Origin of the sequence: Nostoc sp. DedSLP03 (assembly GCF_034530815.1) — a bacterium.
GTDB lineage: Bacteria > Cyanobacteriota > Cyanobacteriia > Cyanobacteriales > Nostocaceae > Nostoc.
In genome coordinates, this window is sequence record NZ_JAVRCK010000025.1 from 54,708 (window position 1) to 75,951 (window position 21,244).

General features: G+C 45.3%; 23 protein-coding genes and 1 pseudogene. 21 read left to right on the forward strand and 3 right to left on the reverse strand.

The window, feature by feature from the left end:
- The first annotated feature begins 30 nt into the window (after positions 1–30).
- Genes RM368_RS14295 through RM368_RS14310 form a run of 4 tightly spaced genes read left to right on the forward strand, consistent with a single transcriptional unit; the run spans position 31 to position 3,336 of the window.
- The gene (locus RM368_RS14295) at positions 31–633 is read left to right on the forward strand and encodes a hypothetical protein (RefSeq protein WP_322694668.1); all 603 of its coding nucleotides are present in this window, start codon (positions 31–33) and stop codon (positions 631–633) included.
- An 8-nt stretch (positions 634–641) separates the two neighbouring features.
- Positions 642–1,430, forward strand: coding sequence for a GUN4 domain-containing protein (locus RM368_RS14300; protein WP_322694669.1), 789 nt, complete (start codon positions 642–644; stop codon positions 1,428–1,430).
- A gap of 37 nt (positions 1,431–1,467) precedes the next feature.
- A complete protein-coding gene (locus RM368_RS14305; RefSeq protein ID WP_322694670.1) occupies positions 1,468–2,766 on the forward strand; it encodes a WD40 repeat domain-containing protein in 1,299 nt (432 codons plus the stop codon).
- A gap of 12 nt (positions 2,767–2,778) precedes the next feature.
- Positions 2,779–3,336 carry a GUN4 domain-containing protein gene (locus tag RM368_RS14310; RefSeq protein WP_322694671.1) on the forward strand — a complete coding sequence of 186 codons (558 nt, stop codon included), beginning with the start codon at positions 2,779–2,781 and terminating at the stop codon, positions 3,334–3,336.
- Between the two features lie 31 nt (positions 3,337–3,367).
- On the opposite strand, the gene RM368_RS14315 is transcribed toward RM368_RS14310, so the two are convergent.
- Complete coding sequence (locus RM368_RS14315; RefSeq protein WP_190950851.1) at positions 3,368–3,742, reverse strand: DUF1257 domain-containing protein; 375 nt, start codon at positions 3,740–3,742, stop codon at positions 3,368–3,370.
- A gap of 75 nt (positions 3,743–3,817) precedes the next feature.
- A complete protein-coding gene (locus RM368_RS14320) occupies positions 3,818–5,365 on the reverse strand; it encodes an AAA family ATPase (protein ID WP_322694709.1) in 1,548 nt (515 codons plus the stop codon).
- A gap of 806 nt (positions 5,366–6,171) precedes the next feature.
- Between RM368_RS14320 and RM368_RS14325 the strand changes: the two genes are divergently transcribed.
- The 16 genes and pseudogenes from RM368_RS14325 (at position 6,172) to RM368_RS14400 (ending at position 20,107) form a co-directional block, all read left to right on the forward strand.
- The gene (locus RM368_RS14325; RefSeq protein WP_322694672.1) at positions 6,172–6,357 is read left to right on the forward strand and encodes a GNAT family N-acetyltransferase; all 186 of its coding nucleotides are present in this window, start codon (positions 6,172–6,174) and stop codon (positions 6,355–6,357) included.
- A gap of 313 nt (positions 6,358–6,670) precedes the next feature.
- A complete protein-coding gene (locus tag RM368_RS14330; RefSeq protein WP_322694673.1) occupies positions 6,671–6,919 on the forward strand; it encodes a hypothetical protein in 249 nt (82 codons plus the stop codon).
- A gap of 10 nt (positions 6,920–6,929) precedes the next feature.
- Positions 6,930–7,097, forward strand: a complete 168-nt coding sequence (locus RM368_RS14335) for a hypothetical protein (RefSeq protein ID WP_322694674.1) — start codon at positions 6,930–6,932, stop codon at positions 7,095–7,097.
- Positions 7,098–7,339: 242 nt separating this feature from the next.
- The gene (locus tag RM368_RS14340) at positions 7,340–8,656 is read left to right on the forward strand and encodes an NAD(P)/FAD-dependent oxidoreductase (protein WP_322694675.1); all 1,317 of its coding nucleotides are present in this window, start codon (positions 7,340–7,342) and stop codon (positions 8,654–8,656) included.
- Between the two features lie 162 nt (positions 8,657–8,818).
- Entirely contained in the window at positions 8,819–9,844 is a 1,026-nt protein-coding gene (gene gnd, locus RM368_RS14345) for a phosphogluconate dehydrogenase (NAD(+)-dependent, decarboxylating) (protein WP_416212233.1), read from the forward strand.
- Positions 9,845–9,860: 16 nt separating this feature from the next.
- Positions 9,861–10,808: a class I fructose-bisphosphate aldolase gene (locus RM368_RS14350; protein ID WP_322694677.1), complete on the forward strand. Its 948-nt coding sequence runs from the start codon at positions 9,861–9,863 to the stop codon at positions 10,806–10,808.
- Positions 10,809–10,975: 167 nt separating this feature from the next.
- Positions 10,976–11,974, forward strand: a complete 999-nt coding sequence (gene tehA / locus RM368_RS14355) for a dicarboxylate transporter/tellurite-resistance protein TehA (protein ID WP_322694678.1) — start codon at positions 10,976–10,978, stop codon at positions 11,972–11,974.
- A 308-nt stretch (positions 11,975–12,282) separates the two neighbouring features.
- Positions 12,283–13,395, forward strand: a complete 1,113-nt coding sequence (locus RM368_RS14360) for an L-dopachrome tautomerase-related protein (protein ID WP_322694679.1) — start codon at positions 12,283–12,285, stop codon at positions 13,393–13,395.
- Between the two features lie 40 nt (positions 13,396–13,435).
- Positions 13,436–13,900: a YbhB/YbcL family Raf kinase inhibitor-like protein gene (locus RM368_RS14365; protein ID WP_322694680.1), complete on the forward strand. Its 465-nt coding sequence runs from the start codon at positions 13,436–13,438 to the stop codon at positions 13,898–13,900.
- Between the two features lie 38 nt (positions 13,901–13,938).
- Positions 13,939–14,427 (forward strand): (2Fe-2S)-binding protein, encoded by a 489-nt coding sequence (locus RM368_RS14370; protein ID WP_322694681.1) that lies wholly within the window; start codon positions 13,939–13,941, stop codon positions 14,425–14,427.
- A pseudogene (locus RM368_RS14375) lies at positions 14,414–15,013 on the forward strand (FAD binding domain-containing protein); the annotation flags it as partial. The gene RM368_RS14370 and the pseudogene RM368_RS14375, both read left to right, overlap by 14 nt.
- A 93-nt stretch (positions 15,014–15,106) precedes the next feature.
- Entirely contained in the window at positions 15,107–15,406 is a 300-nt protein-coding gene (locus RM368_RS14380) for a hypothetical protein (RefSeq protein ID WP_322694710.1), read from the forward strand.
- Complete coding sequence (locus RM368_RS14385) at positions 15,403–17,628, forward strand: xanthine dehydrogenase family protein molybdopterin-binding subunit (RefSeq protein WP_322694682.1); 2,226 nt, start codon at positions 15,403–15,405, stop codon at positions 17,626–17,628. Before RM368_RS14380 ends, RM368_RS14385 begins: the two co-directional genes overlap by 4 nt.
- A 66-nt stretch (positions 17,629–17,694) precedes the next feature.
- The gene (locus tag RM368_RS14390; protein WP_322694683.1) at positions 17,695–18,714 is read left to right on the forward strand and encodes an NADP-dependent oxidoreductase; all 1,020 of its coding nucleotides are present in this window, start codon (positions 17,695–17,697) and stop codon (positions 18,712–18,714) included.
- Between the two features lie 561 nt (positions 18,715–19,275).
- Positions 19,276–19,623, forward strand: a complete 348-nt coding sequence (locus tag RM368_RS14395) for a metalloregulator ArsR/SmtB family transcription factor (RefSeq protein WP_322694684.1) — start codon at positions 19,276–19,278, stop codon at positions 19,621–19,623.
- Positions 19,610–20,107 carry an SRPBCC domain-containing protein gene (locus tag RM368_RS14400; RefSeq protein WP_322694685.1) on the forward strand — a complete coding sequence of 166 codons (498 nt, stop codon included), beginning with the start codon at positions 19,610–19,612 and terminating at the stop codon, positions 20,105–20,107. Before RM368_RS14395 ends, RM368_RS14400 begins: the two co-directional genes overlap by 14 nt.
- Before the next feature lie 266 nt (positions 20,108–20,373).
- Here the strand turns inward: RM368_RS14400 and RM368_RS14405 are convergent, their stop codons facing one another.
- Positions 20,374–20,598, reverse strand: a complete 225-nt coding sequence (locus tag RM368_RS14405) for a hypothetical protein (RefSeq protein WP_322694686.1) — start codon at positions 20,596–20,598, stop codon at positions 20,374–20,376.
- Here RM368_RS14405 and RM368_RS14410 point away from each other — a divergent pair.
- The gene (locus RM368_RS14410; protein WP_322694687.1) at positions 20,589–21,173 is read left to right on the forward strand and encodes a dihydrofolate reductase family protein; all 585 of its coding nucleotides are present in this window, start codon (positions 20,589–20,591) and stop codon (positions 21,171–21,173) included. The genes RM368_RS14405 and RM368_RS14410 overlap by 10 nt on opposite strands.
- Positions 21,174–21,244: the final 71 nt, after the last annotated feature.

Genomic DNA, 21,244 nt, shown 5'->3' on the forward strand with positions numbered 1-21,244 from the left:
CTAAGTAGTAAGCTCAACATTAAAAACCTGATGAAAGAAAATACCAATCGCCCAAGAGTTTATGATGCTGTCCTTGGCGGTCAAGAAAAAGCGCCTCCTGGTGCTGTAGTATTAGGAGGACTAGAAGGTGTTAAAAGACGCTTGGCAAATCCGGTAATTGAACAAAGAATCGCTGCATTAGAAGAAGCACTCAAGTATGGCGAAGCAGGTTTGGAATTGGTAATCTGGGCGTTAGACGATAAATTATGGAAAGTACGCCAAGCAGCTTATTCACTACTAGCTTCTCGACCAGAACCTATAGTACAAGAAATACTTCAGGACTATAGTCATAAAATTGATAGATATGATGCTTTCGTAGCGATGGCGCGTGCTGGCGGAGTGTCCGATATCGATACACTAATGGAGAATCTAGAAAATGACCGCACTAGCGCCACCTACAAGTTAGTTGACTTTACACTGGGCTTAGTTGATACTTCTCAAGGTCAAGACCGAATTCAACATTACCTGTTCAACGGTACGCAGATACAACGTAATTATGCAGCACTTTATTTTAAACGACGGGGAGCAAAAAATATTTTAAAAGAAGCAGTAAACCAAGGCTGTATTGATAAATTGCAAGCATTTTCTAAATAAAAACAGCAATGTCAGAAAATCTCAATCAACCAAGAGAATATGATGCTGTGCTTGGCGGACAAGTACCACCTCCAAAAGATGGCGTAGTTTTAGGAGGTATTGAAGGTGTTAAACGACGTTTAAGCAGCGCCACATCTCCACAACAACAAATTCTCGCCGTTGCAGAAGCCTTAAAGTATGGCGAAGCCGGTACCAAGTTGGTGTTTGAGATTGTAAATACTGACTCGGAAAAGTTGCAATCTACAATATCGTCACTCCTGGGACAACAAGCATTAGCAAAAGTGCAGTCCCATCTAGACACTGAAATACCATTAATCTCTGCGGTTGATTTCAACTACAGTCGTTTGCAAAATTTGCTCGCTTCCGGAAACTGGAAAGATGCAGACCAAGAGACTGCTAGTATAATGCTCGGCGTGTGCGATCGCCAATCACAAGGATTATTAGATCCATCAGACATCGAAAAATTCCCTTGTGCAGACTTAAGCACCATTGAAACTCTCTGGCAAAAATATAGCAAGGGACGCTTTGGCTTTGTTGTCCAAACCCATATCTGGCAAATCGTTGGCGGTACATCAAATCCCGACTGGGAAGCATGGTGTCGGTTTGGTAAAGGTGTAGGATGGTTTTCTCAAGGTGGTTGGCGGTATTGGAATGATTTGAAATTCGATTTGAGTGCGCCGGTGGGAAACCTACCCCGTGGCGGTGCATTTATAGGTTGGGGGTTAGGTGACTTTTGGACAGGTTGCAGAACCCTGTCTGCGCTTGCAGAGAAATTAGCGAAGTGCAAAATAGCTTAAATTTGGGAACACTGGTATTAGCAACAGGTAAAAAGCGATGCCAGATAATACCAAACAACCCGGAGAATATGATGCAGTGCTTGGCGGGCAAAATTTTGCGCCAGTCGATGGTGTAGTTTTAGGCGGATTGGAAGGCGCAAAACGAAGTTTCGCTAACAGTGATGAAAATTACCGCGTTTTAGCGCTTTCGCAACTCATTAACTATAGACAAGAAGGCTGGGATTTAGTAATTCAGGCTTTAAAAGACCCATCAAAAAAGGTACAGCTAGCAGCATATAAATTATTGCGGGATATCTCAGAATTAAAAGTAAAACAGGCAATCTTAGAATTTAATCCCTATCGGTTTTTTGGGTGTGTTTATACAATTGAACTTAATAAGTATTATGATGCAGCGATCGCCATTCATCCCGATGGTAAAACCCTAGTATGTTGCGATGCTGGCGGTAGTTCTTTTGAAGAACCTCAAAGAGATGGCAGTATTGTTGGTGGGACTTATCTAGATTTTAAAAAGTGGGATTTGAAAACAGGAAAAAGTCTTCGCACCATCAATAAAACCTTTGGTACAAGAATGAGGGAATACCCAGAATATTTAACTTTCAGTTCCGATGCTCAAACGTTGGCGATAGTTGGTTATCAACATGACAAGACCATTAGAACTGAAATTTGGAATATCAATACTGAGCAATTAAGTCATGTTATTAGCGGACAACCATTGTGGGACTCTGGAACTCGAAGGCGTAATACTATTACCGCTATTGCTCTCAGTTCTGATGGCAAAATCTTAGCTAGCGGTAATGAAGCTGGTAATATTATTGTCTGGGATTTAGAAAATAAACAAAATATTGACATTACCAAAGGACATTTACAACGTATAACTTCTGTCGCTATTAATGCAGATACAAACATCCTCGCAAGCGCTAGTTATGATAAACCTATAAAAATCTGGGATTTTAGAACTGGAAGTGAAATTTACACATTGGTAGGAGAGGATACTTTTGACTATAATTCTAATCGTGTATTGTTGACAATTAGTCCGAATGGAAGAACTTTAATAACTAGCGACCATCATATGCCAAAACTCATCAGAATATGGGACTTGATAACTGGTAAAGAAATTCATAAATTATTTAGTAATACCGATCCATTGAGATGTTTTACTTTGAGTGCAGATGGAAAAATATTTGTTAGTTGTGGCGGTGATATTAATATCTGGAATTTGCAGACACAAGAATTACTTGCTAAACTTCCTGATGCCACAAGTGTTACTATTAGTCCAGATGGACAGACTATTGTCAGTTACGTTGGGAAATTCATTCAAGTATGGCGAGTTCCATAGAATCAAGGATAGGTGCGATTCCAAATAAGTGCGATCGCATGTCCTAAAATGGGCACACTGGTATTAGCGTCGAGGAAGAAAATGATACCAGATAATCCCAATCACCCGCGAGAATATGATGCTGTACTTGGAGGACAATCACCACCTCTTGTAGATGGGTTAGTTTTAGGTGGAATCGAAGGTGTGAAGCGTCGTCTTGATAGCAATTCGCAGGAAATTAGAATCGCAGCTTTATCCGATGCTCTCAAATATGGTAGAGAAGGTCAAGAGCTTTTGAACCAGATTGTTTTAACTGAAACGGGAGTATTACAGTCGGTGGCTTACGATTTACTGTTTCAGTCTTTCAGACAAAATGAAAAACAAAATTTATTACAACATATTCCTTTAAAGTCAGAAGTAGGGGTAGATTATAGGAGCTTGCGCCATTTATTAGCATCTGGAGAATGGCTGCAAGCTAATTTAGAAACTGGTGAAAAAATTCAGGAAGCTGTAGGGAAGAAATCTCAATCTTATTTCCACATTCTTGACCTTCATAATCTATCACAAACCGATCTGCGGAGACTTCTTTGATAAGTCGGGGATCTCGTTTCTCACGATATAGTTAAACCCAACGTCCTACAACTACTCGGACGGTTCCATCTGCTAATACTTCTTCATCCTCAACATTAAAACCTTGTTCTTGAACTGTTGCCATCAAGGTTTTATGAGCATATTTTTGGCTGATGGAATTAACAAATTGTTGTTGATTAATTTTTGCTCCCCAAAAGTCTGCAACTATTTCGTAATTCTCACCACTGCGGCGAAAACCCAAATCGTAACCGTTTTTTTGACGAATTACATACTCGGCTTGAGTTGTATCGCCTCGATATCCGCGTACATTGGTGTTAGACTCCACTTGATAACCTAATTCTTGCAACACTTCATGAAGAATTTCACCGCGTTTGATTTGAACTTTAATAGTTGTGAAATGAGACATGATATCAATTTTGGATTTTAGATTTTGGATTTTGGATTAAAAAACAAGAAGCAGAAAACACATAGTTTTTCTATTCTAATCAACTTCTAAAGGCCCGATTCCTTGTTGAGTTGAATAGTGCTTTAATTCCTCCACTAACTGAACATCATTGGAAGCTGGCCTTGCGCCTGCTTCTGCTGCCCATTGCTTTAAAGCTTCAATTTGATGACGAGCGATCGCAGCTAGTGGTACTGTCTGCGCTACAGCCTGTAAAATATCTTCTGTATTGAAGTCTCGCCGCTGTCCCTCGACTCTTGTGGAAAATGCTTGGTGCATAGCATCAATAATTACTTGTTCAATTTCTGCACCGCTAAAGTTCGCAGTTTGTTTGGCTAACACAGCTAAATTAAATTCTCGCAGGCGGTTGGGACGTAACCGTTGCAAATGCACTTTAAAAATGTCTTGGCGTTCGACTGGTGTAGGTAAATTTAAAAAGAAAATCTCATCAAATCGTCCTTTGCGTAACAACTCAGCTGGTAATATTTGCACGTTATTGGCAGTGGCAACAATAAACACTGGGCTAGTTTTCTCCTGCATCCAAGTAATTAAACTGCCAAAAACCCGGCGCGATGTCCCGGAATCACCATCAATGCCACTGGTAATATTGCCAAAGGCTTTGTCAATTTCATCAATCCACAAAACGCAAGGGGCCATTGCTTCGGTTAGCTGAATCATTTGGCGGACGCGGCTTTCGCTTTCACCAACAATCCCGCCAAATAAACGCCCGGAATCTAATCTGAGTAAAGGTAAGCGCCATTCATGGGCAATAGTTTTAGCAGAGAGAGATTTACCCGTTCCCTGTATCCCTACCAAAAGCATACCTTTGGGATTAGGAATACCGTAGCGTCTGGCTTCTTCGGTAAAAGCATCTTGGCGCATCAATACCCATTGTTTGAGTTGATCTAATCCTCCCACTCGTTTGAGTGATTCTTGCGGTGTGAAAAACTCTAAAATCCCAGTTTGGCGAACTGCTTGCTTTTTTTCTTCTAATACGCCATCGATGTCAGATTCATTTACCTGCTGTTTGGCAGCTAAGGCTTTAGCCAATACTCTAGAAATACGAGTGCGACTTAAACCTTGGCAAGCTTTAACTAACTGTTCCCGCGCCAAGCCGGAAACATTTAATTTATCTGGTACTACTAACTGCTGAATTAAATAATCGATTTCGCCAACGCTAGGTAAAGGAAAATCAACGACTGTTACCTCTTGCAGTAACTCGTCGGGAAGTTCTAAAGTATGACTGGTAGTAACGATGGTTTTACGCGATCGCTTTAACTCCCGCGTTAAGTTTCGCAACTCCCTAACAATGGGTGCATTCTTCTCTGTGGTAGGGTTTTTCACAAATGGATGCAAATCTCGCAGCACAAACATCGCTGCTGTTTGAGAGTCAGCTTTAGCAATGCGTGCTAATGCAGCCATCACCGAACCTTTATCTGCACCATTGTCACTCCAACCTCGAACAATATCCCAAAATAAAACCTGTCGTTGTGGCACAGAACGCGATGCAACTTGCAATAGTACTTCTTCTACAGGTTCTTCTTCTACGGAAATTACATACAGTAGGGGATACCGCGCCCGAATCATCAAATCAAGTTGCTCTACCAAGGAGGCGTATTGCTGATTCTCTCGGCTATGAGTTGAATCGCCTTTTCCATTAAAAGGTGCGCCTGCCATAATATAATAAGCTTTTCTTACTCAGTGATTTGTTTGTCTTATTTAATACTATAATCTTTCTCTAAAAATACTAGTAAAACTTCACTAAAAAAATATAAAACTTAAAGGCTTGCTTAATTCATAGTTTGTATTGAGATAAAAACGCTACTGATTATTTACTATCTTTTATTACCGCTAATTAAAGCATTATGAATGTATCAAATCGATTCTTCTATTAATGGAGTGATAATCATAGTCTCTCTTATCAGCTCTTACCGTGCTGTTAGAGCTAATTTGTAAACTCAAGTAAAGTACTTGTTTAATAAAAGTTTCAGTAATTTAAGTCAATACAACACTTATTCGCTGAAACTCAGACCTAGCAATGAGTTGAGTACCCTGAAGATTTTCTTTACGAATCAGATATTAGAGACGAGTTACGTTATTATATTAATAATTTTGTAGAGATATATCTTACCGGGGCTTAAACAAAAATTGATGGATATGATGCTGAACTAGCGCTCTCCAGGCCCGAGTTTAAAGTATGCCACTAGCGCACGGAAGATACGGTAATGGTAAGTGTTGAAAATCATTGGCGCTTCTTTCGGATTAGCCGAACTAAAATCTAGTTCCCACAAACCACATTTGAAACTAATCTGATCTGGAAGAGACTCTAATTCATAATGCGTCAACTCAGGACGACTAGCGTGGGCGAATAATCCCGAATGCATAATTGGGAAGTGTGCCGGATCGATAAAATTTTAGGATTTGTGCTTCCGGTTATCTTTACAGGATGTGCCAAAGAAGACAAAGAGGAAGGAACTATCTACGATATTGGCGTACTTCCAGAGTACCGAGGGCAGGGTTTTGCAAACGATCTTTTGTCACAAGGAACACGTATATTACAAGAAGTAGCGTTCATTTGATTTCACTTAGTCTGCGAACCCATATATTGAACTTTAGTATGAATTTAGATTCCAACCTTAGTTGGAGCCAACATTACATTGATATATGGACTGATTTATCAATCATTATATTGTACAAAAGTTTAAACTTTGAGTGGACGACAATTTAGAGCTAATTGCATATATTTAATTCAGACAAATATTGAGAGCAATTTAGTAGCAATATTTCAGTTTACTTGACACAAAGAGAGTAAGAAGAAGGTTGTATGTTCAACGCTGATGCTGAACATACAGTATCAGTAATCTTAATCAATATTTCGTTTAGGATAATTTTATGACACGTATGCCATTACTAGTTGAAGATGATTTTGAGTATTCCAAAGCTTCAACTCAAAGTAACTTTTTTGGAAATTCTCCTATTAATCATGCACTCATTGCTGTCGCCCAAGAGGTCGCTAGATTGCTTCAACACGCAAATCCTGTTCAAGCTGATGGCAGCAACCAGGCTGAAACAATTGCAATTCGCGCCATAGAACCGGAATACAGCCATATTAAAACGTTGACTGAGCCAGAAGAGAGTTAGAGTCAAATCTATGTCAGACAAACACGAAACTGTGAACATTTTTTCATCTCATGTGAAAGCAGAAACTGCCTGTGCAGCGGTAGGAAATGAAATCACAACTCGACAAACTTTTGCTTACACTTTGATTCTGATTCCAGTTAGCTTACTGCTCACCTATCCGTTCTCAATCAACAATTAGGTGTATCTAGTTATTGCGATCGCCCTGGGAAGCATTTTTATTTATAAAGTCTGGTTGTTAATACAGTCTCCCTCAAATTTGGAGTTGGCCAAATCGTTATTCAAGTACTCGATAGTTTACATGATGTTGCTGTCGTTGGCAATCGTAGTTGATTGCTTACTTATCTTTAATTGACCAAAGAGAGCGACATTGTTAAGCCGTTGGTTAAATTGCTTGTTGCTGTTTATTCACCACTTCCTAAAATGAATTCTTCTCCCCCCACAGTGATTGTCGGAGCAGGTTTCGCAGGTCTTTTTACAGCATTGCATCTGCGTCATCAGCAAGACTTGCGCTCGATCGTTTTGATCGATTCACAAGAACGGTTTGTCTTCAAGCCAATGTTGTATGAACTATTAACAAGTGAATTGTCAGAAGATGTCGTTTGTCCGACTTATAAAGAGTTGCTGCAAGGCAGTAATATCAACTTTGTACAGGACAAAGTAGTGGCGATTAACCTGCGAGAAAAATATCTTAAGTTAGCTTCTGGCTTAAATTATATCTACGATCGTCTGGTCTTAGCTGTTGGCAGTATTCAGGGTTATTTAGGAACAGAGGGCGCACAAAAAAACGCATTCGCATTTCGGACACAAGAGAATGCGATCGCTCTGAAAGACCAGTTACGAGAATGCTTGCAACGTGCTAGCCAAACAGATGACGAGACACAACGGCGATCGCTCCTCACATTTGCTGTTGTTGGGGCAGGGCCGACAGGAGTAGAAATGGCAGCAACCCTGGCAGATTTGTTACCCAACTGGTACGCCCAACTCGGCGGTGATATTCGTCAGATTCGCATTGTCTTAATCAATCATGGCAAGACGATTCTTGCAGGCGATGTCAACGCAGGTTTGCAGGAAGAGGCTCTCCACGCTTTCAGAACTCGAACAGTACCTGTTGAATTGATATTAGGCGTAGGGGTGAAAGCAGTTGCTCAAGACCACCTGGAGTATCAACCTGCCAACAGCACTGAGATAAAAACGCTGTTGACTCAAACCACCATCTGGACAGCCGGGACTGCCGTGAACCCACTCATCCAAAATCTCAAGTCCCAAATTCCCCCAGATCGCCTGGATAAGCATGGGCTACCGCTTGTCACCTCAACTCTGCAACTGCTGGATTTTCCAGAAGTGTTTGCCGCAGGCGATTGCGCGGTCGTGCAGCCGCAACCGTTACCGGCTCTAGCCCAAGTAGCATATCAGCAAGGCGCGAGCATTGCCCACAATTTGATTGCCCTTGCTAAAGGAGCATCCCCTAGCCCAGCCCATGTGAGTCTTCGGGGTACGCTAATGAAATTGGGTTTAGGAAATGGGGTATCAAACTTGTTTGGCAAAGTGCAGATAACTGGCAAAGCTGGCGATCTAATTCGCAGTGCAACGTATTTAGAAATGCTGCCCACTCCACTGCATGACTTTAAGGCAACCACAGAATGGCTGAAGGAAGAAACTTTCCATCGCTATCATAGACCCAAGATCAAGCCAGAAACCACAGCAAAACAGCCTCTCTCTTCAGTTGAACAACGATAGCGATCGCTCATCCAGCTGTATATGCCACTGGATTAGAGTGGACAACCTCCTCACCGCCGCCAAGCGAAAACGATGAAATATTGCTGTTTTGTTAATGGAATAGAATCTTATCTCTAATCAGAACCGACTCTATGCAAACGAGAATTACATTGGAGAAAAATTATGCAGATGGGAGTGATTGGCCTGGGACGTATGGGTGCGAACATTGTTCGGCGACTACTGCAAAACAACCATGAATGTGTGGTGTTCAATCGCACACCAGACAAAGTGAAACAGCTTGTATCAGAAGGGGCGATCGGCACTTATAGCTTGGATGATTTTGTCCAGAAACTCGATAAACCTCGTGCGATTTGGTTGATGCTGCCAGCTGGAGAACCAACCGAGCAGATGGTAAAGGAACTGGCTGCAAAACTGGATTCGGGCGACATCTTAATTGATGGCGGCAACTCTTACTACATTGACGATATTCGACGGGCAAACGATCTGATGCAAAAGGGCATTCACTACTTAGATGTGGGAACCAGTGGCGGAGTGTGGGGTTTGGAGCGTGGTTATTGCATGATGATTGGTGGATCTCGGATGGCGGTTCAGTATCTCGATCCCATTTTTAAATCATTAGCTCCCGGACGGGGTGATATTCCGCGTACTATTGGACGGGAAAAGGTGGGCAGTACGGCTGAAGAAGGCTATCTGCACTGCGGATCGAATGGGGCGGGGCATTTTGTCAAGATGGTGCACAATGGCATCGAATATGGCTTGATGGCAGCCTATGCAGAAGGATTGAATATCTTGCATCACGCCAATGTGGGTAAACAGAACCGTGTAGCTAATGCTGAAACGACCCCCCTCCGCAATCCTGAACATTATCAGTATGACTTGAATCTGCCTGATATTGCCGAAGTTTGGCGACGAGGCAGTGTAATTGCCTCTTGGCTACTGGATCTAACTGCGATCGCCCTCCTGGAACAACCAGACCTATCAGGCTTTGAAGGGCGCGTGTCTGATTCAGGCGAAGGACGCTGGACGATCGCAGCCGCCATTGACGAAGGTACTCCTGTCCCTGTACTCAGCGCAGCCTTGTATCAACGGTTTAGCTCGCGCGGCGAAAATGATTTTGCAGATAAACTACTGTCTGCCATGCGTTTCCAGTTTGGCGGACACTTAGAACAACAGGCATTGAAGAAATAATTTTAGGAGAAACACTATGACTTATCGAGTAAAAGAAATTCTCAGTTGGTATGGCAGCGACAATCCCGGAACGTTGACTAATTTAGCCCGATTGCTGAATCATGGCAAACTAGCTGGAACTGGCAAAGTCGTCATGCTGCCTGTGGATCAAGGCTTTGAGCATGGGCCAGCTAGCAGTTTTGCGCCTAATCCACCAGCCTACGATCCTCGCTATCATTTTGAGTTAGCGATCGCAGCAGGATGCAATGCCTATGCCGCACCGTTAGGATTTTTGGAAGCGGGAGCGCGAGAATTTGCAGGTGAAATTCCCCTAATTCTGAAAGCCAACAATCGCGATGTGTTACTAGCTGAGTCAGACCCAACACAAGCACTCACTGGCAGTGTCGAGGATGCGCTGAGGTTAGGATGTGTGGGGATCGGTTTCACTATCTATCCAGGTTCAGCCCATCGGTTTGAGATGTATCAGCAGATTCGAGCCTGTGCTGAGGTAGCAAAGCGGCATGGATTGGTCGTGATGATTTGGTCTTATGCGCGGGGATCGGGTTTAAGTAAAGTGGGTGAGACAGCGATCGATGTAATTGGCTATGCGGCTCAGATTGCGGCTCAATTGGGCGCTCACATCATCAAAGTGAAACTGCCCAACGAACACGTTGAACAGGATGCAGCCCGCAAGATGTATGAGCAAGAGCAAATTCCGATCGCAACATTATCTGAACGAGTGCATCATGTGGTGCAATGTGCCTTTAACGGACGGCGGATTGTCATTTTTTCGGGCGGGCCGATCGACAGTGATGATGCTTTCCTTTATGAAGTTCGTGCCATTCATGCCGGACATGGATTTGGTTCGATTATCGGACGCAATTCTTTCCAGCGTTCCAAGCCAGATGCACTGCGATTGCTCAACACAATCATGGATATTTACAGCGAACAGTCTGCGCCCATTCGCACTCCTGCACTAACCTAATTTGTGTTTTGATGAGTTTGCAATCGAAATCGACCAAAACAGCCTAAAAATTGAGTTTGTTGTCTTTTACGAACCGACTCCTCACCTTGAAACAATCTTCCCCACCCGAATATGCCTAATTTTTTTCATCGCTTGCATCTCTCTACTGCTGCCAGGAAAACTAGATCGTGAGAAAATCACGTCCAAAGCCTACCCTATTGAAAGATTATCGTGCCATCATTCCTGCTTCCTTTTTTGGCATGATTCTGGGTTTGGCAGGATTAGGTAGTTGCTGGCGAGTAGCTGCTAAACTTTGGCACTTGCCTACCTGGATTGGCGAAGCAATTATGTTGCTGACAATTGCAATCTGGCTCGTGTTGTTGCTGCTTTATGTGGGTAAATGGCTGTGGGCGAGAGCAGATGCCTTAGCTGAATTTGAGCATCCTGTTTTGTGTTGCTTTATCAGCTTAGTGCCTGTGTCTACGATGTTGGTGGCGCTAGCGATCGCACCCTACTCTCGTGCGATCGCCATCACATTATTTGTTGTTGGTGCAATTGGTCAGTTAAGCTTTGGCGTGTATCGTTCCGGTCAGCTATGGATGGGAGGACGTAAGCCAGAAATAATTACACCCATTCTCTACCTCTCTACAGTTGCGGGTAGTTTTGTTAGTGCGATCGTTGCTAGTACCCTTGGTTATCGAGAGTGGGGTCAGTTGTTTTTTGGAGGAGGGCTGTTTTCGTGGCTAGCACTGGAGTCGATGATTATGCAGCGCCTCTACTTGTTAGAAGCATTGCCTAAACCATTACGTCCAACGCTGGGTATTCAACTTGCCCCACCTGCCGTTGGCTGTGTAGCTTATTTGAGTATCACTAGCGGTCAGCCCGATGCCTTTGCTCAGTTCCTTTTCGGCTATGGACTGTTGCAAGGGCTGATTCTACTGCGGCTGCTACCGTGGTTGTTTCAACAACCCTTTACAGCTACCTACTGGGCATTCACCCTCGGCATTGCCGCCTTGTCGCTGGCATCCTTGCGCCTTGTTGAACGCGGCATGACTGGAGTGATGCAAGAATTGGCACTACTGCTATTCATGGGCGCAAATAGCGTCCTCAAAAATTCATTCACAAAAAACCTGGGATTTACAAGGATTCTAGATACTCTTTTTTTGACGAAGGTATTACTCAGTTAAAAGCCATTGAAGGAGTAAACTTTGACCTTGAGAGGTAGATGTTCTATGTAATGGCTTTCAAATACACAGTTGTTATCCTTCACTAGGAAGACGCGATCGCACTACTGCTTCCGTAGGATGGTAAGAGTTGAAAGCTTGTAATCGGCTTAAGCTTTCGACGAACTAGGCGACATTGTTGCAGACTCATTAAAAACAAAAATTCCGGGCAATATCAGAAATGTTTTAATTAATACTATAAACAAAAATAATTACGTAAAATTACTGGTTGAATATCAGCTAATAAGTAATCAGACACAAGAAAAAATGCTATGGTTAGTCAATTGCAGAAGCTTCCAACAGATGAATCATTAAGCACACTGGAGCCAGTTGCCCACTTTGACGGTGCTATGCCAACGGGTGTAACGGTATCTCATCAGGGACGCATCTTTGTCAATTTTCCTAAATGGGGCGATGAAGTTGAATTCACGGTGGCAGAAATCCGAGATGGTCGCCCGGTGGCTTATCCCAATCAGGAAATTAATCGCACGAACCCAGATAACCTTGCACAAACGCTAGTATCTGTGCAAAGTGTTGTGGTTGACCCCCGCGATCGCCTGTGGATTCTCGATACTGGTAGCCCAATGTTCCAACTGACACAGTACGGCGGCCCCAAGCTGGTTTGCGTTGATTTAACAAGCGATCGAGTCATCAAAACGATTCTCTTTCCCCCAGATGTAGCATTGCCAACAACCTATCTTAATGATGTCCGGTTTGACTTGCGGCGCGGTGCTGAAGGTACAGCGTTCATTACCGATTCATCAGATCGAGGCGCGAACGGAATTATTGTAGTCGATTTGGCATCCGGCGAAAGCTGGCGCAGACTGCACGATCATCCTTCTACAAAAGCTGAAGAGCTATCGAGCTTTCTGCCTGTGGTTGAGGGTCGCCCATTCATGGAACGTCAAGCAGATGGGTCAAACAAACCCGTCAAAATGGGGTCAGATGGAATTGCAATTAATGCAGATGGATCGCGTTTGTATTACTGTCCGCTTGCTAGTCGTCGTCTCTACAGTGTTGCCGTTGATGCTCTTGTAGATCGAGCGATCGAGGATCGTGCTGTTGCCGCAACAGTAATTGATGAAGGAGATAAAGGCGGCGGTGCAGATGGACTCGAATCAGATGCAGCCGGATGTATTTATGCGACAAATTATGAACACAATGCAATTCTGCGTTGTCATCCTGATGGAACATGGGAAACGCTAGTACACGATCCTCGCCTTCTTTGGCCCGATACCCTTTCAGTAGCAACAGATGGTTATCTTTACGTCACAGCTAACCAGTTGCACCGTCAACCAAACTACCAAAAGGGACGCGATTTCCGTCAGAAGCCTTATAGTCTTTTTCGCATTCACATTAATGCTCAACCTGTGCTGCTGCGATAAATTATTCAATGCAACTGATTGTTGCTAAAGGAAATACATAATGGCGTTGAATATCAAAGATTTACGGATTCACAGCCCTGCATTTACTTCTCTTGAGCGTATCCCGAAACAGTATACCAGCGACGGTGAAAACATCTCACCTCCCTTGGAATGGAGTGGACTACCAGTCGGAACCCAGCAATTAGCACTCATCTGTCACGATCCAGATGCGCCTCTACCACAGGGGTTTACTCACTGGTTAATCTATGGGATTGAGCCAACGGTTAACCAAATTGCAGAGGGAAGTGGTAGCAAATTTACTGAAGGCATAAACAGTACCAATCAGCCAGGGTATACGGGGCCAGCTCCACCAAAAGGGCACGGGCTTCACCATTACTATTTCTGGTTATATGCCCTAGATGCAAAGCTTGACCTGAAGCCAAATATTAACCGTGAGGAACTACTGAATGCGATCGCTGACCATGTGATTGAGCAAGCGCGGTTGGTTGGAGTCTATGAATCCTGACATCTATATAATTCTAGAAATCCAAGGAGGGTGCAAGCATGAAAGAGATGAGAGTTACTCTCCAAATTAACGATCGCCCTTACACGGTCGAAGTTGAACCGCGTGTGACATTACTCGATTTATTGCGAGAACGGTTAGAACTGACAGGAAGTAAGAAAGGCTGCGATCGCGGCCAGTGCGGTGCTTGTACGGTGCTGATTGATGGACGACGGGTGAATTCCTGTTTAACGCTAGCGGTGATGCAGGTAGGGAAAACCATTACCACGATCGAAGGATTGGCACAAGGAGATGAACTCCATCCAATGCAGGCAGCATTTATCCAAAACGATGCTTTTCAGTGTGGCTATTGTACGTCTGGGCAGATTTGTTCGGCAATCGGGTTGTTGAGTGAGGGCAAAGCAGATTCGGATGCAGACATTCGAGAACTGATGAGTGGCAATCTTTGTCGCTGTGGGGCGTATCCAAATATTGTCGCAGCAATTCAGTCTGTAGCAGCAAGCGTGAGGGCCGGGAATGCAACTATTTAACTATCTACGTACATCAGACGCAGCGATCGCGGTGAGAACTGCGAACCAAGACCATCAGGCAAAGTTTATTGCAGGTGGCACAAATCTGCTGGATCTGATGAAGGAGGATGTAGAAACTCCGCAGCAGTTGATCGATATCAATGATTTGCCGCGATCGCAAATTGAACGCTTACCCAACGGCGGAATTTACATCGGCGCACTGGTGCGAAATAGTGATGTTGCATAAGACGAGAATATTCAGCGACAGTATCCAGTGTTGTCGAAAGCACTTTTATCTGGAGCATCTCCCCAACTGCGAAATATGGCAAGCGTTGGGGGAAACTTATTACAAAGAACTCGCTGTTATTACTTCACCGATGCTGGATTTTCATCTTGTAACAAACGTATCCCTGGTTCAGGCTGTGCTGCCATTGGGGGTTACAATCGCATTCACGCCATTTTCGGCACCAGCGACTGCTGTATTGCCACCCATCCTTCTGATATGGCGGTGGCATTAGTTGCCTTGGATGCGATTATTCACACGCAGAACGCCAATGGAAGTCGGCAGATTGCGATCGCCGACTTTTATCTGTTGCCAGAAGACACTCCCGATCGCGAAACCGTCTTGGAACCCGGAGAATTGATTACCGCCGTTGAATTACCACCACTGCCCTTTGCGGCTAGATCGCACTATTTGAAAGTGCGCGATCGCGCCTCCTATGATTTCGCTCTAGTTTCTGTAGCTGCGGCTTTGGACGTTCAAGATGGTCAAATTACCGATGCACGGATTGCGTTGGGTGGAGTTGGTACAAAACCCTGGAAAGCAACCGAGGCAGAACGAGTTCTCATCGGTTCACCTGCGAATGCATCCACTTATGAAGCAGCCGCTCTTGCAACAATCCACGATGCTAAACCGCAGCAATACAACCACTTTAAAGTAGAACTGCTGCGGCGCACGCTAGTACAAGCATTTTTTCAGGTTACAGAAGGTGAGCAATGAATCCGGTAATTGGAAAAGCAGTTGATCGCGTAGACGGACGGCTAAAAGTGACCGGAGGCGCACATTACTGTGCCGAAATGCCGATTCCTAACTTAGTTCACGCAGTCTTAATTAACAGCATGATCGCTAACGGACGTATTGTGTCGATAGATACAAAAGCAGCTGAAGTTGCTCCCGGTGTACTGGCAATACTCACACATCTCAATGCGCCGCCAATTGCGCCTGCAAGAGTTACATTAGATAGTGCCAGTCAAGGAGGAGGTGCTGGAGAACAGTATATTCCGCTTCAAGATGACCGAATTCATTACAATGGGCAACACATTGGAGTTGTGGTTGCAGAAACTTTGGAGGAGGCCGATCGTGCCGCATCACTAGTGAAGGTTCGTTATGAAGAAGAACCACCTACGATAACCATGCAAGAAGCGATGGAGCGTGCCTTTCCACCCGATAACGTTTGGGGAAAACCACCAGATATCGTCCAAGGTGATGCAGTAAAGGGACTGGCAGATGCCTTTGTTCGGATCGACCAAACTTACACCACCGCTATGCAGCATCACAACGCCATCGAACCTCATGGCACGATCGCAGTTTGGTCAGATGATTTACTGACATTATACGAACCGACTACCTGGGTTTACGGCATCCGCAATGCTGTAGCTGAGTGGCTGCAAATGCCGCGCGAAAAGATTCGCGTGACTCAGCAGTTTGTTGGCGGTTCCTTTGGCTACAAAGGCCCTGCTTGGACGCACGTAGTACTTGCCGCGATCGCTGCTTGTCAGGTCAATCGTCCAGTTAAGTTGGTTCTCACCCGCCGACAGGAATTTGCAGGTGTCGGCTACCGTCCGCTCATTCAACACCACATTCAGTTAGGTGCAACCGCCACAGGGCAACTGACAGCACTCACGCACCATGCGATCGCCCGGACTTCAACCTTTGATAACCGGGTCGTTGCACCAGTCGAACGCACTAGCCGCAAAATATACGCTTGCCCGAACGTTACCACTACTTACCGTCTCGCTCCCAGTAATCTCAGCGGCCCCTATACTATGCGTGGGCCTGGAGAAACACCAGGGTTGTTTGCCATCGAGTCGGCAATGGATGAACTGGCATACGCCTTACAAATCGATCCAATCGAACTCCGCTTACGCAATTACGCTGACGTTGACCCAGAAACGGGAGATCCTTGGTCTAGTAAGTCGCTCAAGGAGTGCTATCGGCAAGGCGCAGAGCGATTTGGCTGGCATCAGCGCAACCCACAACCCGGTTCTATGCGAAATGGCGATCGCCTCGTAGGTTGGGGAATGGCAACGATGGCTTATGATGCCCGCTTTTCTGGGACGACTGCCTCGGCTACACTGTTTGCTGATGGCAATGTCCTCGTGCAAAGTAGTACCTGCGACCCAGGCACAGGTGTTTACACAATCATGCAGCAAATTGCAGCAGATACCTTAGGGCTATCGGTGGTATCGATTCGCTTTGAGCTAGGCGATACCCAGATGCCCGAAGCTCCTGTTGCAGCTGGGTCTAAGACAACTGCTAGCGTTGGGTCTGCGGTATATGCTGCTACCACATCCCTACAACGTAAACTGCTCAATCTGGCATTCAATAATCCCAACTCTCCTCTTTACGGGCATACCGAAGCTGAGGTGACGGTGGATAATGGGCGTTGCTACCTCAAGGATAATCCGACTCAGGCACAGACCTATGTAGAGATTTTACAGCAGCACCAAATGGAATCGATTTCAGCACAGGAACAGGTTCAGCCTGATGAAGAAACCAAGAAATTTACTCACTACTCTTTCGGCGCACATTTTGCCGAGGTACAATTCCATCCAGGATTAAGCGAACTGCGAATTACTCGTTATGTCGGCGCATTTGCTGCCGGAAGGATCGTTAACCCCAAAACTGCCCACAGCCAGCTGATTGGCGGAATTATTTGGGGCATCGGTATGGCATTGATGGAGCAGAGCGTCGTCGATCCGCATTTGGGACGAATTGTCAACTCGAATCTCGCTGAGTACTTAATTCCGGTGAATGCCGATATTCCTAGCATTGATGCCTTTTTTGTCGAAGAAGAAGCTTTGCATCTCAACCCGATTGGTAGCAAGGGAATTGGCGAAATTGGCACAGTTGGAGCCGCAGCTGCGATCGCCAACGCGGTCTATCACGCTACAGGCAAACGGATTCGCAATCTGCCCATTACATTAGACAAGCTACTGTAACAAGGGTGTTTTCAAGACGACTTGTAGTTTTGATAGAAAAAACGAGCAAATAAGCAGGCACAACCAATGACTAGTTCAATTAACCAACAAATCTTACTCAAAAGCCGTCCGGTTGGAGAACCGAAAGAGAGCGACTTCGCCCTTGTCGAAACACCAATTCCAGAACCGGGGGAAGGTGAAGTCCTTAATCGGACGATCTACCTGTCCCTCGACCCTTATATGCGCGGTCGGATGAGCGATCGCGAGTCTTATGCTGCTCCAGTAGAACTGGGGTCTGTGATGGCCGGTGGCACAATTAGCCAAACGATCAAATCTAACCATCCCCAATTCTCAGCCGGAGATTTTGTGCTTGGTTATGACGGCTGGCAAGCCTATGCCATATCGAAAGGCGAAACGTTGCGTAAGCTTGACCCCAATCAAGCTCGCATCTCCTATGCCTTAGGCGTAACGGGAATGCCCGGAATGACGGCATATTTTGCTCTGCTTGATGTTGGGCAACCCAAGGCTGGCGAAACGGTTGTTGTTTCTGCTGCCTCTGGCGCGGTCGGTTCTGTAGCTGGTCAAATTGCCAAACTCAAAGGCTGTCGCGTGGTGGGAGTGGCTGGGAGTGATGCAAAATGCGATTATGTAGTGAAAGAATTAGAATTCGATGCCTGTATTAACCGTAAAACTCAAGACCTGAGTTCAGCCATAAAAGCCGCTTGTCCGAACGGGGTCGATGTTTACTTTGACAATACAGCTGGCCCGATTTTAGAAGTGGTGTTGCAGCACATTAATCAAGGAGCAAGAATCCCATTGGTTGGTTTAATCTCGCAGTATAACGCAGAAAATTCTCCTCCTGGCCCTAATTTAATGCCGCTGTTAGTTAAACGGGCGTTAATCAAAGGATTTCTTGTAGGTGATTACCAACATCGGCAGGCAGAGTTTGTCAAAGATGTTTCTGGATGGTTGCAAGAAGGTAAGCTCAAGTATAAGGAAGATGTTGTACAGAAACTGGAAAACGCCCCGCACGCCTTCATAGGCTTACTACAAGGGAAAAACTTCGGCAAGCTGATTGTTCAAGTCAGCAACGATCCGACACGATAAGCAGACTTTTTGAATCAATTATCAATAGTCCCGTTAACACTATCTGCATTGATGTTGCAGCCAAACAGAGATCGTTCAATAGACAATCGATATTTGGTTCCTCTGGCAGCGATCGCAGTAGAATCATTGTCTAGAAGTCAAAATTCTTTTGGGTTTTTGACACTTAGGCCAACGAATCAGTGACTGACTTTTGGTGTTGAGAAGGAAGAAGATGTTGTTCTATTTGATGCACTAAAATTCAATTTTCCTAAACAGACTCAGGCTATACCCTACCTCCAACAAGATAGCCCTGACTAGTAGTCTGGCAACCCAAAAATGTTAGGTGGAGGTCGGCAGAGGAGCAGGGGAGAGATTCGTACAAGTTCTTTCCCCTCTGCCCCTCTGCACCTCTGCTTGCCACCACGCAAAGTATTGTTTGGCGAAGCACTACGTGTTACGCAGCACAACGTATATATTGCTCAAATGGGCATTTTATTTCTTTGATTTCCCTTAAGTGGGGGCTTGACATGATTCAATAGTACATTTAACCTAGTAGTTAATTAACCATTAGGTTAAATAAAAATGTCTAACGAACAACTGAGCCTTACCTTTGCTGCCCTAGCCGATCCTACACGGCGTGCAATTCTGGCTCACCTTGCTAAGGGTGAGGCATCGGTGAGTGAGTTAGCGAAGCCTTTTAAGATGAGTCTTCCTGCAATTTCAAAGCATATAAAGGTACTAGAGCGTGCTGGACTGATCTCGCAAAGTCGCGAAGCTCAATGGCGACCCTGCCAGATTAAAGCACAGCCGCTCAGGGACGCGGCGGATTGGATTGAGCAATATCGTCAATTGTGGGAACAGAGGCTCGATCGGCTTGATGATTACCTGCACGAATTACAAACTCAGGAGAAACAAAATGAGCAACATTGAGGATGACACTGATGCTCAATCTCAACGTGAGATCGCGATCGTCCGCGTCTTGAAAGCGCCGCGCTCCCTTGTGTTCCAAGCATGGACCGATCCGAAACACATAGCGCAGTGGTGGGGGCCCAAAGGTTTTACAACCCGTGTGATTGAGATGGATCTGCGTCCCGGTGGGAAATGGCGCTACGTGATGACTGGCCCAGACGGCAGGGAGTACCCCGCCAAAGGTGTTTTTCGCGAAATCGTACCCTTTGAGAGGATTGTTACCAGCGATGAATTTGATGAAGGCTTTGAAAAAGTCGTAAATGCTGATTTACCAAAGGGAATGGTTGTAACAGCCATTTTCGAGGATTTAGATGGCAATACCAAACTCACACTCCAGATTATGCATGAGTCTATTGAGGATCGGCGTAAGCATGAACAGATGGGTGCGATCGAAGGGTGGAACTCGACTTTTGACTGCCTAGATGAGTTTTTGGCGAAAGCTTGAGTCTCTCTTGCTAGGGATGAGGTGCTTGTATGGACATCGAGCGGACGGTCTGCTTATTGTCTTTGTGGTCGATGACATCGATCGAGAATATATTGTTCGGCAGAGCCAATAGTCATAGGCAATTGCCATTATCGCGATCGACGTGTCATTATGTATCGTGATTTAAGGCAGGCGATCGCCGCATAACAACGCCCATGCACGAATGGCACTAACTTAAGACACAGCCCTTGCCCTAACTGGTTCCCAGCCTCCAGGCTGGAAACCAGTTAGGGAGGCTTCGCCTTCATAGCTTGACCAGAGGCAGCAGCCCACAGGAATACATTCCCAGCTTGGAGGCTGGGAACGAGGCTACACAAGCTTTCGAGCTTTACAAGCGTGCCATTTGCCCAGGCACACCGACCACCGAGAGTCGATCGGTTATGATGCAAAGGCGATCTGTGGCGGGTGATGGACACCGTTAGGCGCTTGAAGTCATATTTAGGTGCATACAACAATGAAAACTCAGTACTTTACAGCGACAAGTCTTGATAGCTTCATTGCGACTGAGAATGACTCACTAGATTGGCTGTTTCCGCTTGGCGATCTGAATGACTCCAGCTATCCAGAGTTCATTTCAGACGTGGGTGCGTTGGCAATGGGATCGGCAACTTACGAGTGGATGATACGCAACGCCCAAAAGGTTGCCACTGAGACTGGCTTTGCGTGGCCATACACTCAGCCAGCCTGGATATTCTCTAATCGCAAGCTGACAATAATCGAAGGTGCGAACATCCGATTCGTCAACGGAGATGTACGCCACGCCCACGCCCAAATGCGAGCTGCTGCTGGTACCAAAAACATCTGGATAGTTGGAGGCGGAGATTTGGCTGGTCAATTCTACGATGCTGGTTTACTGGATGAGCTGATCGTACAGGTTGGCTCGGCCACCCTCAGCAAGGGTAAGCCGCTATTCCCTCGCAGAGTGTTAAGCCCAGTTCTGCGCCTAGTGTCTGTTCATCAGATGGGTGCTGGCATGGCTGAGTTGCGCTATGAAGTACACAAAGGCGGTGTTAGTGGATCTGCCTAACAATTGCAATGCAGCGGACTGTTAAACATCCTGGTTGTGATGCAAAGGCTGTTTGCTGCCGCTGATTGCAA

Coding starts and splice junctions, on each gene's coding strand:
- RM368_RS14390 (WP_322694683.1), top strand. CDS start 17,695: ATGACTAGTTCAATTAACCAACAAATCTTACTCAAAAGCCGTCCGGTT.
- RM368_RS14330 (WP_322694673.1), top strand. CDS start 6,671: ATGACACGTATGCCATTACTAGTTGAAGATGATTTTGAGTATTCCAAA.
- RM368_RS14320 (WP_322694709.1), bottom strand. CDS start 5,365: ATGATTCGGGCGCGGTATCCCCTACTGTATGTAATTTCCGTAGAAGAA.
- RM368_RS14340 (WP_322694675.1), top strand. CDS start 7,340: ATGAATTCTTCTCCCCCCACAGTGATTGTCGGAGCAGGTTTCGCAGGT.
- RM368_RS14315 (WP_190950851.1), bottom strand. CDS start 3,742: ATGTCTCATTTCACAACTATTAAAGTTCAAATCAAACGCGGTGAAATT.
- RM368_RS14305 (WP_322694670.1), top strand. CDS start 1,468: ATGCCAGATAATACCAAACAACCCGGAGAATATGATGCAGTGCTTGGC.
- RM368_RS14295 (WP_322694668.1), top strand. CDS start 31: ATGAAAGAAAATACCAATCGCCCAAGAGTTTATGATGCTGTCCTTGGC.
- RM368_RS14365 (WP_322694680.1), top strand. CDS start 13,436: ATGGCGTTGAATATCAAAGATTTACGGATTCACAGCCCTGCATTTACT.
- RM368_RS14360 (WP_322694679.1), top strand. CDS start 12,283: ATGGTTAGTCAATTGCAGAAGCTTCCAACAGATGAATCATTAAGCACA.
- RM368_RS14395 (WP_322694684.1), top strand. CDS start 19,276: ATGTCTAACGAACAACTGAGCCTTACCTTTGCTGCCCTAGCCGATCCT.
- RM368_RS14400 (WP_322694685.1), top strand. CDS start 19,610: ATGAGCAACATTGAGGATGACACTGATGCTCAATCTCAACGTGAGATC.
- RM368_RS14385 (WP_322694682.1), top strand. CDS start 15,403: ATGAATCCGGTAATTGGAAAAGCAGTTGATCGCGTAGACGGACGGCTA.
- RM368_RS14350 (WP_322694677.1), top strand. CDS start 9,861: ATGACTTATCGAGTAAAAGAAATTCTCAGTTGGTATGGCAGCGACAAT.
- gnd (WP_416212233.1), top strand. CDS start 8,819: ATGCAGATGGGAGTGATTGGCCTGGGACGTATGGGTGCGAACATTGTT.
- RM368_RS14335 (WP_322694674.1), top strand. CDS start 6,930: ATGTCAGACAAACACGAAACTGTGAACATTTTTTCATCTCATGTGAAA.
- RM368_RS14300 (WP_322694669.1), top strand. CDS start 642: ATGTCAGAAAATCTCAATCAACCAAGAGAATATGATGCTGTGCTTGGC.
- RM368_RS14370 (WP_322694681.1), top strand. CDS start 13,939: ATGAAAGAGATGAGAGTTACTCTCCAAATTAACGATCGCCCTTACACG.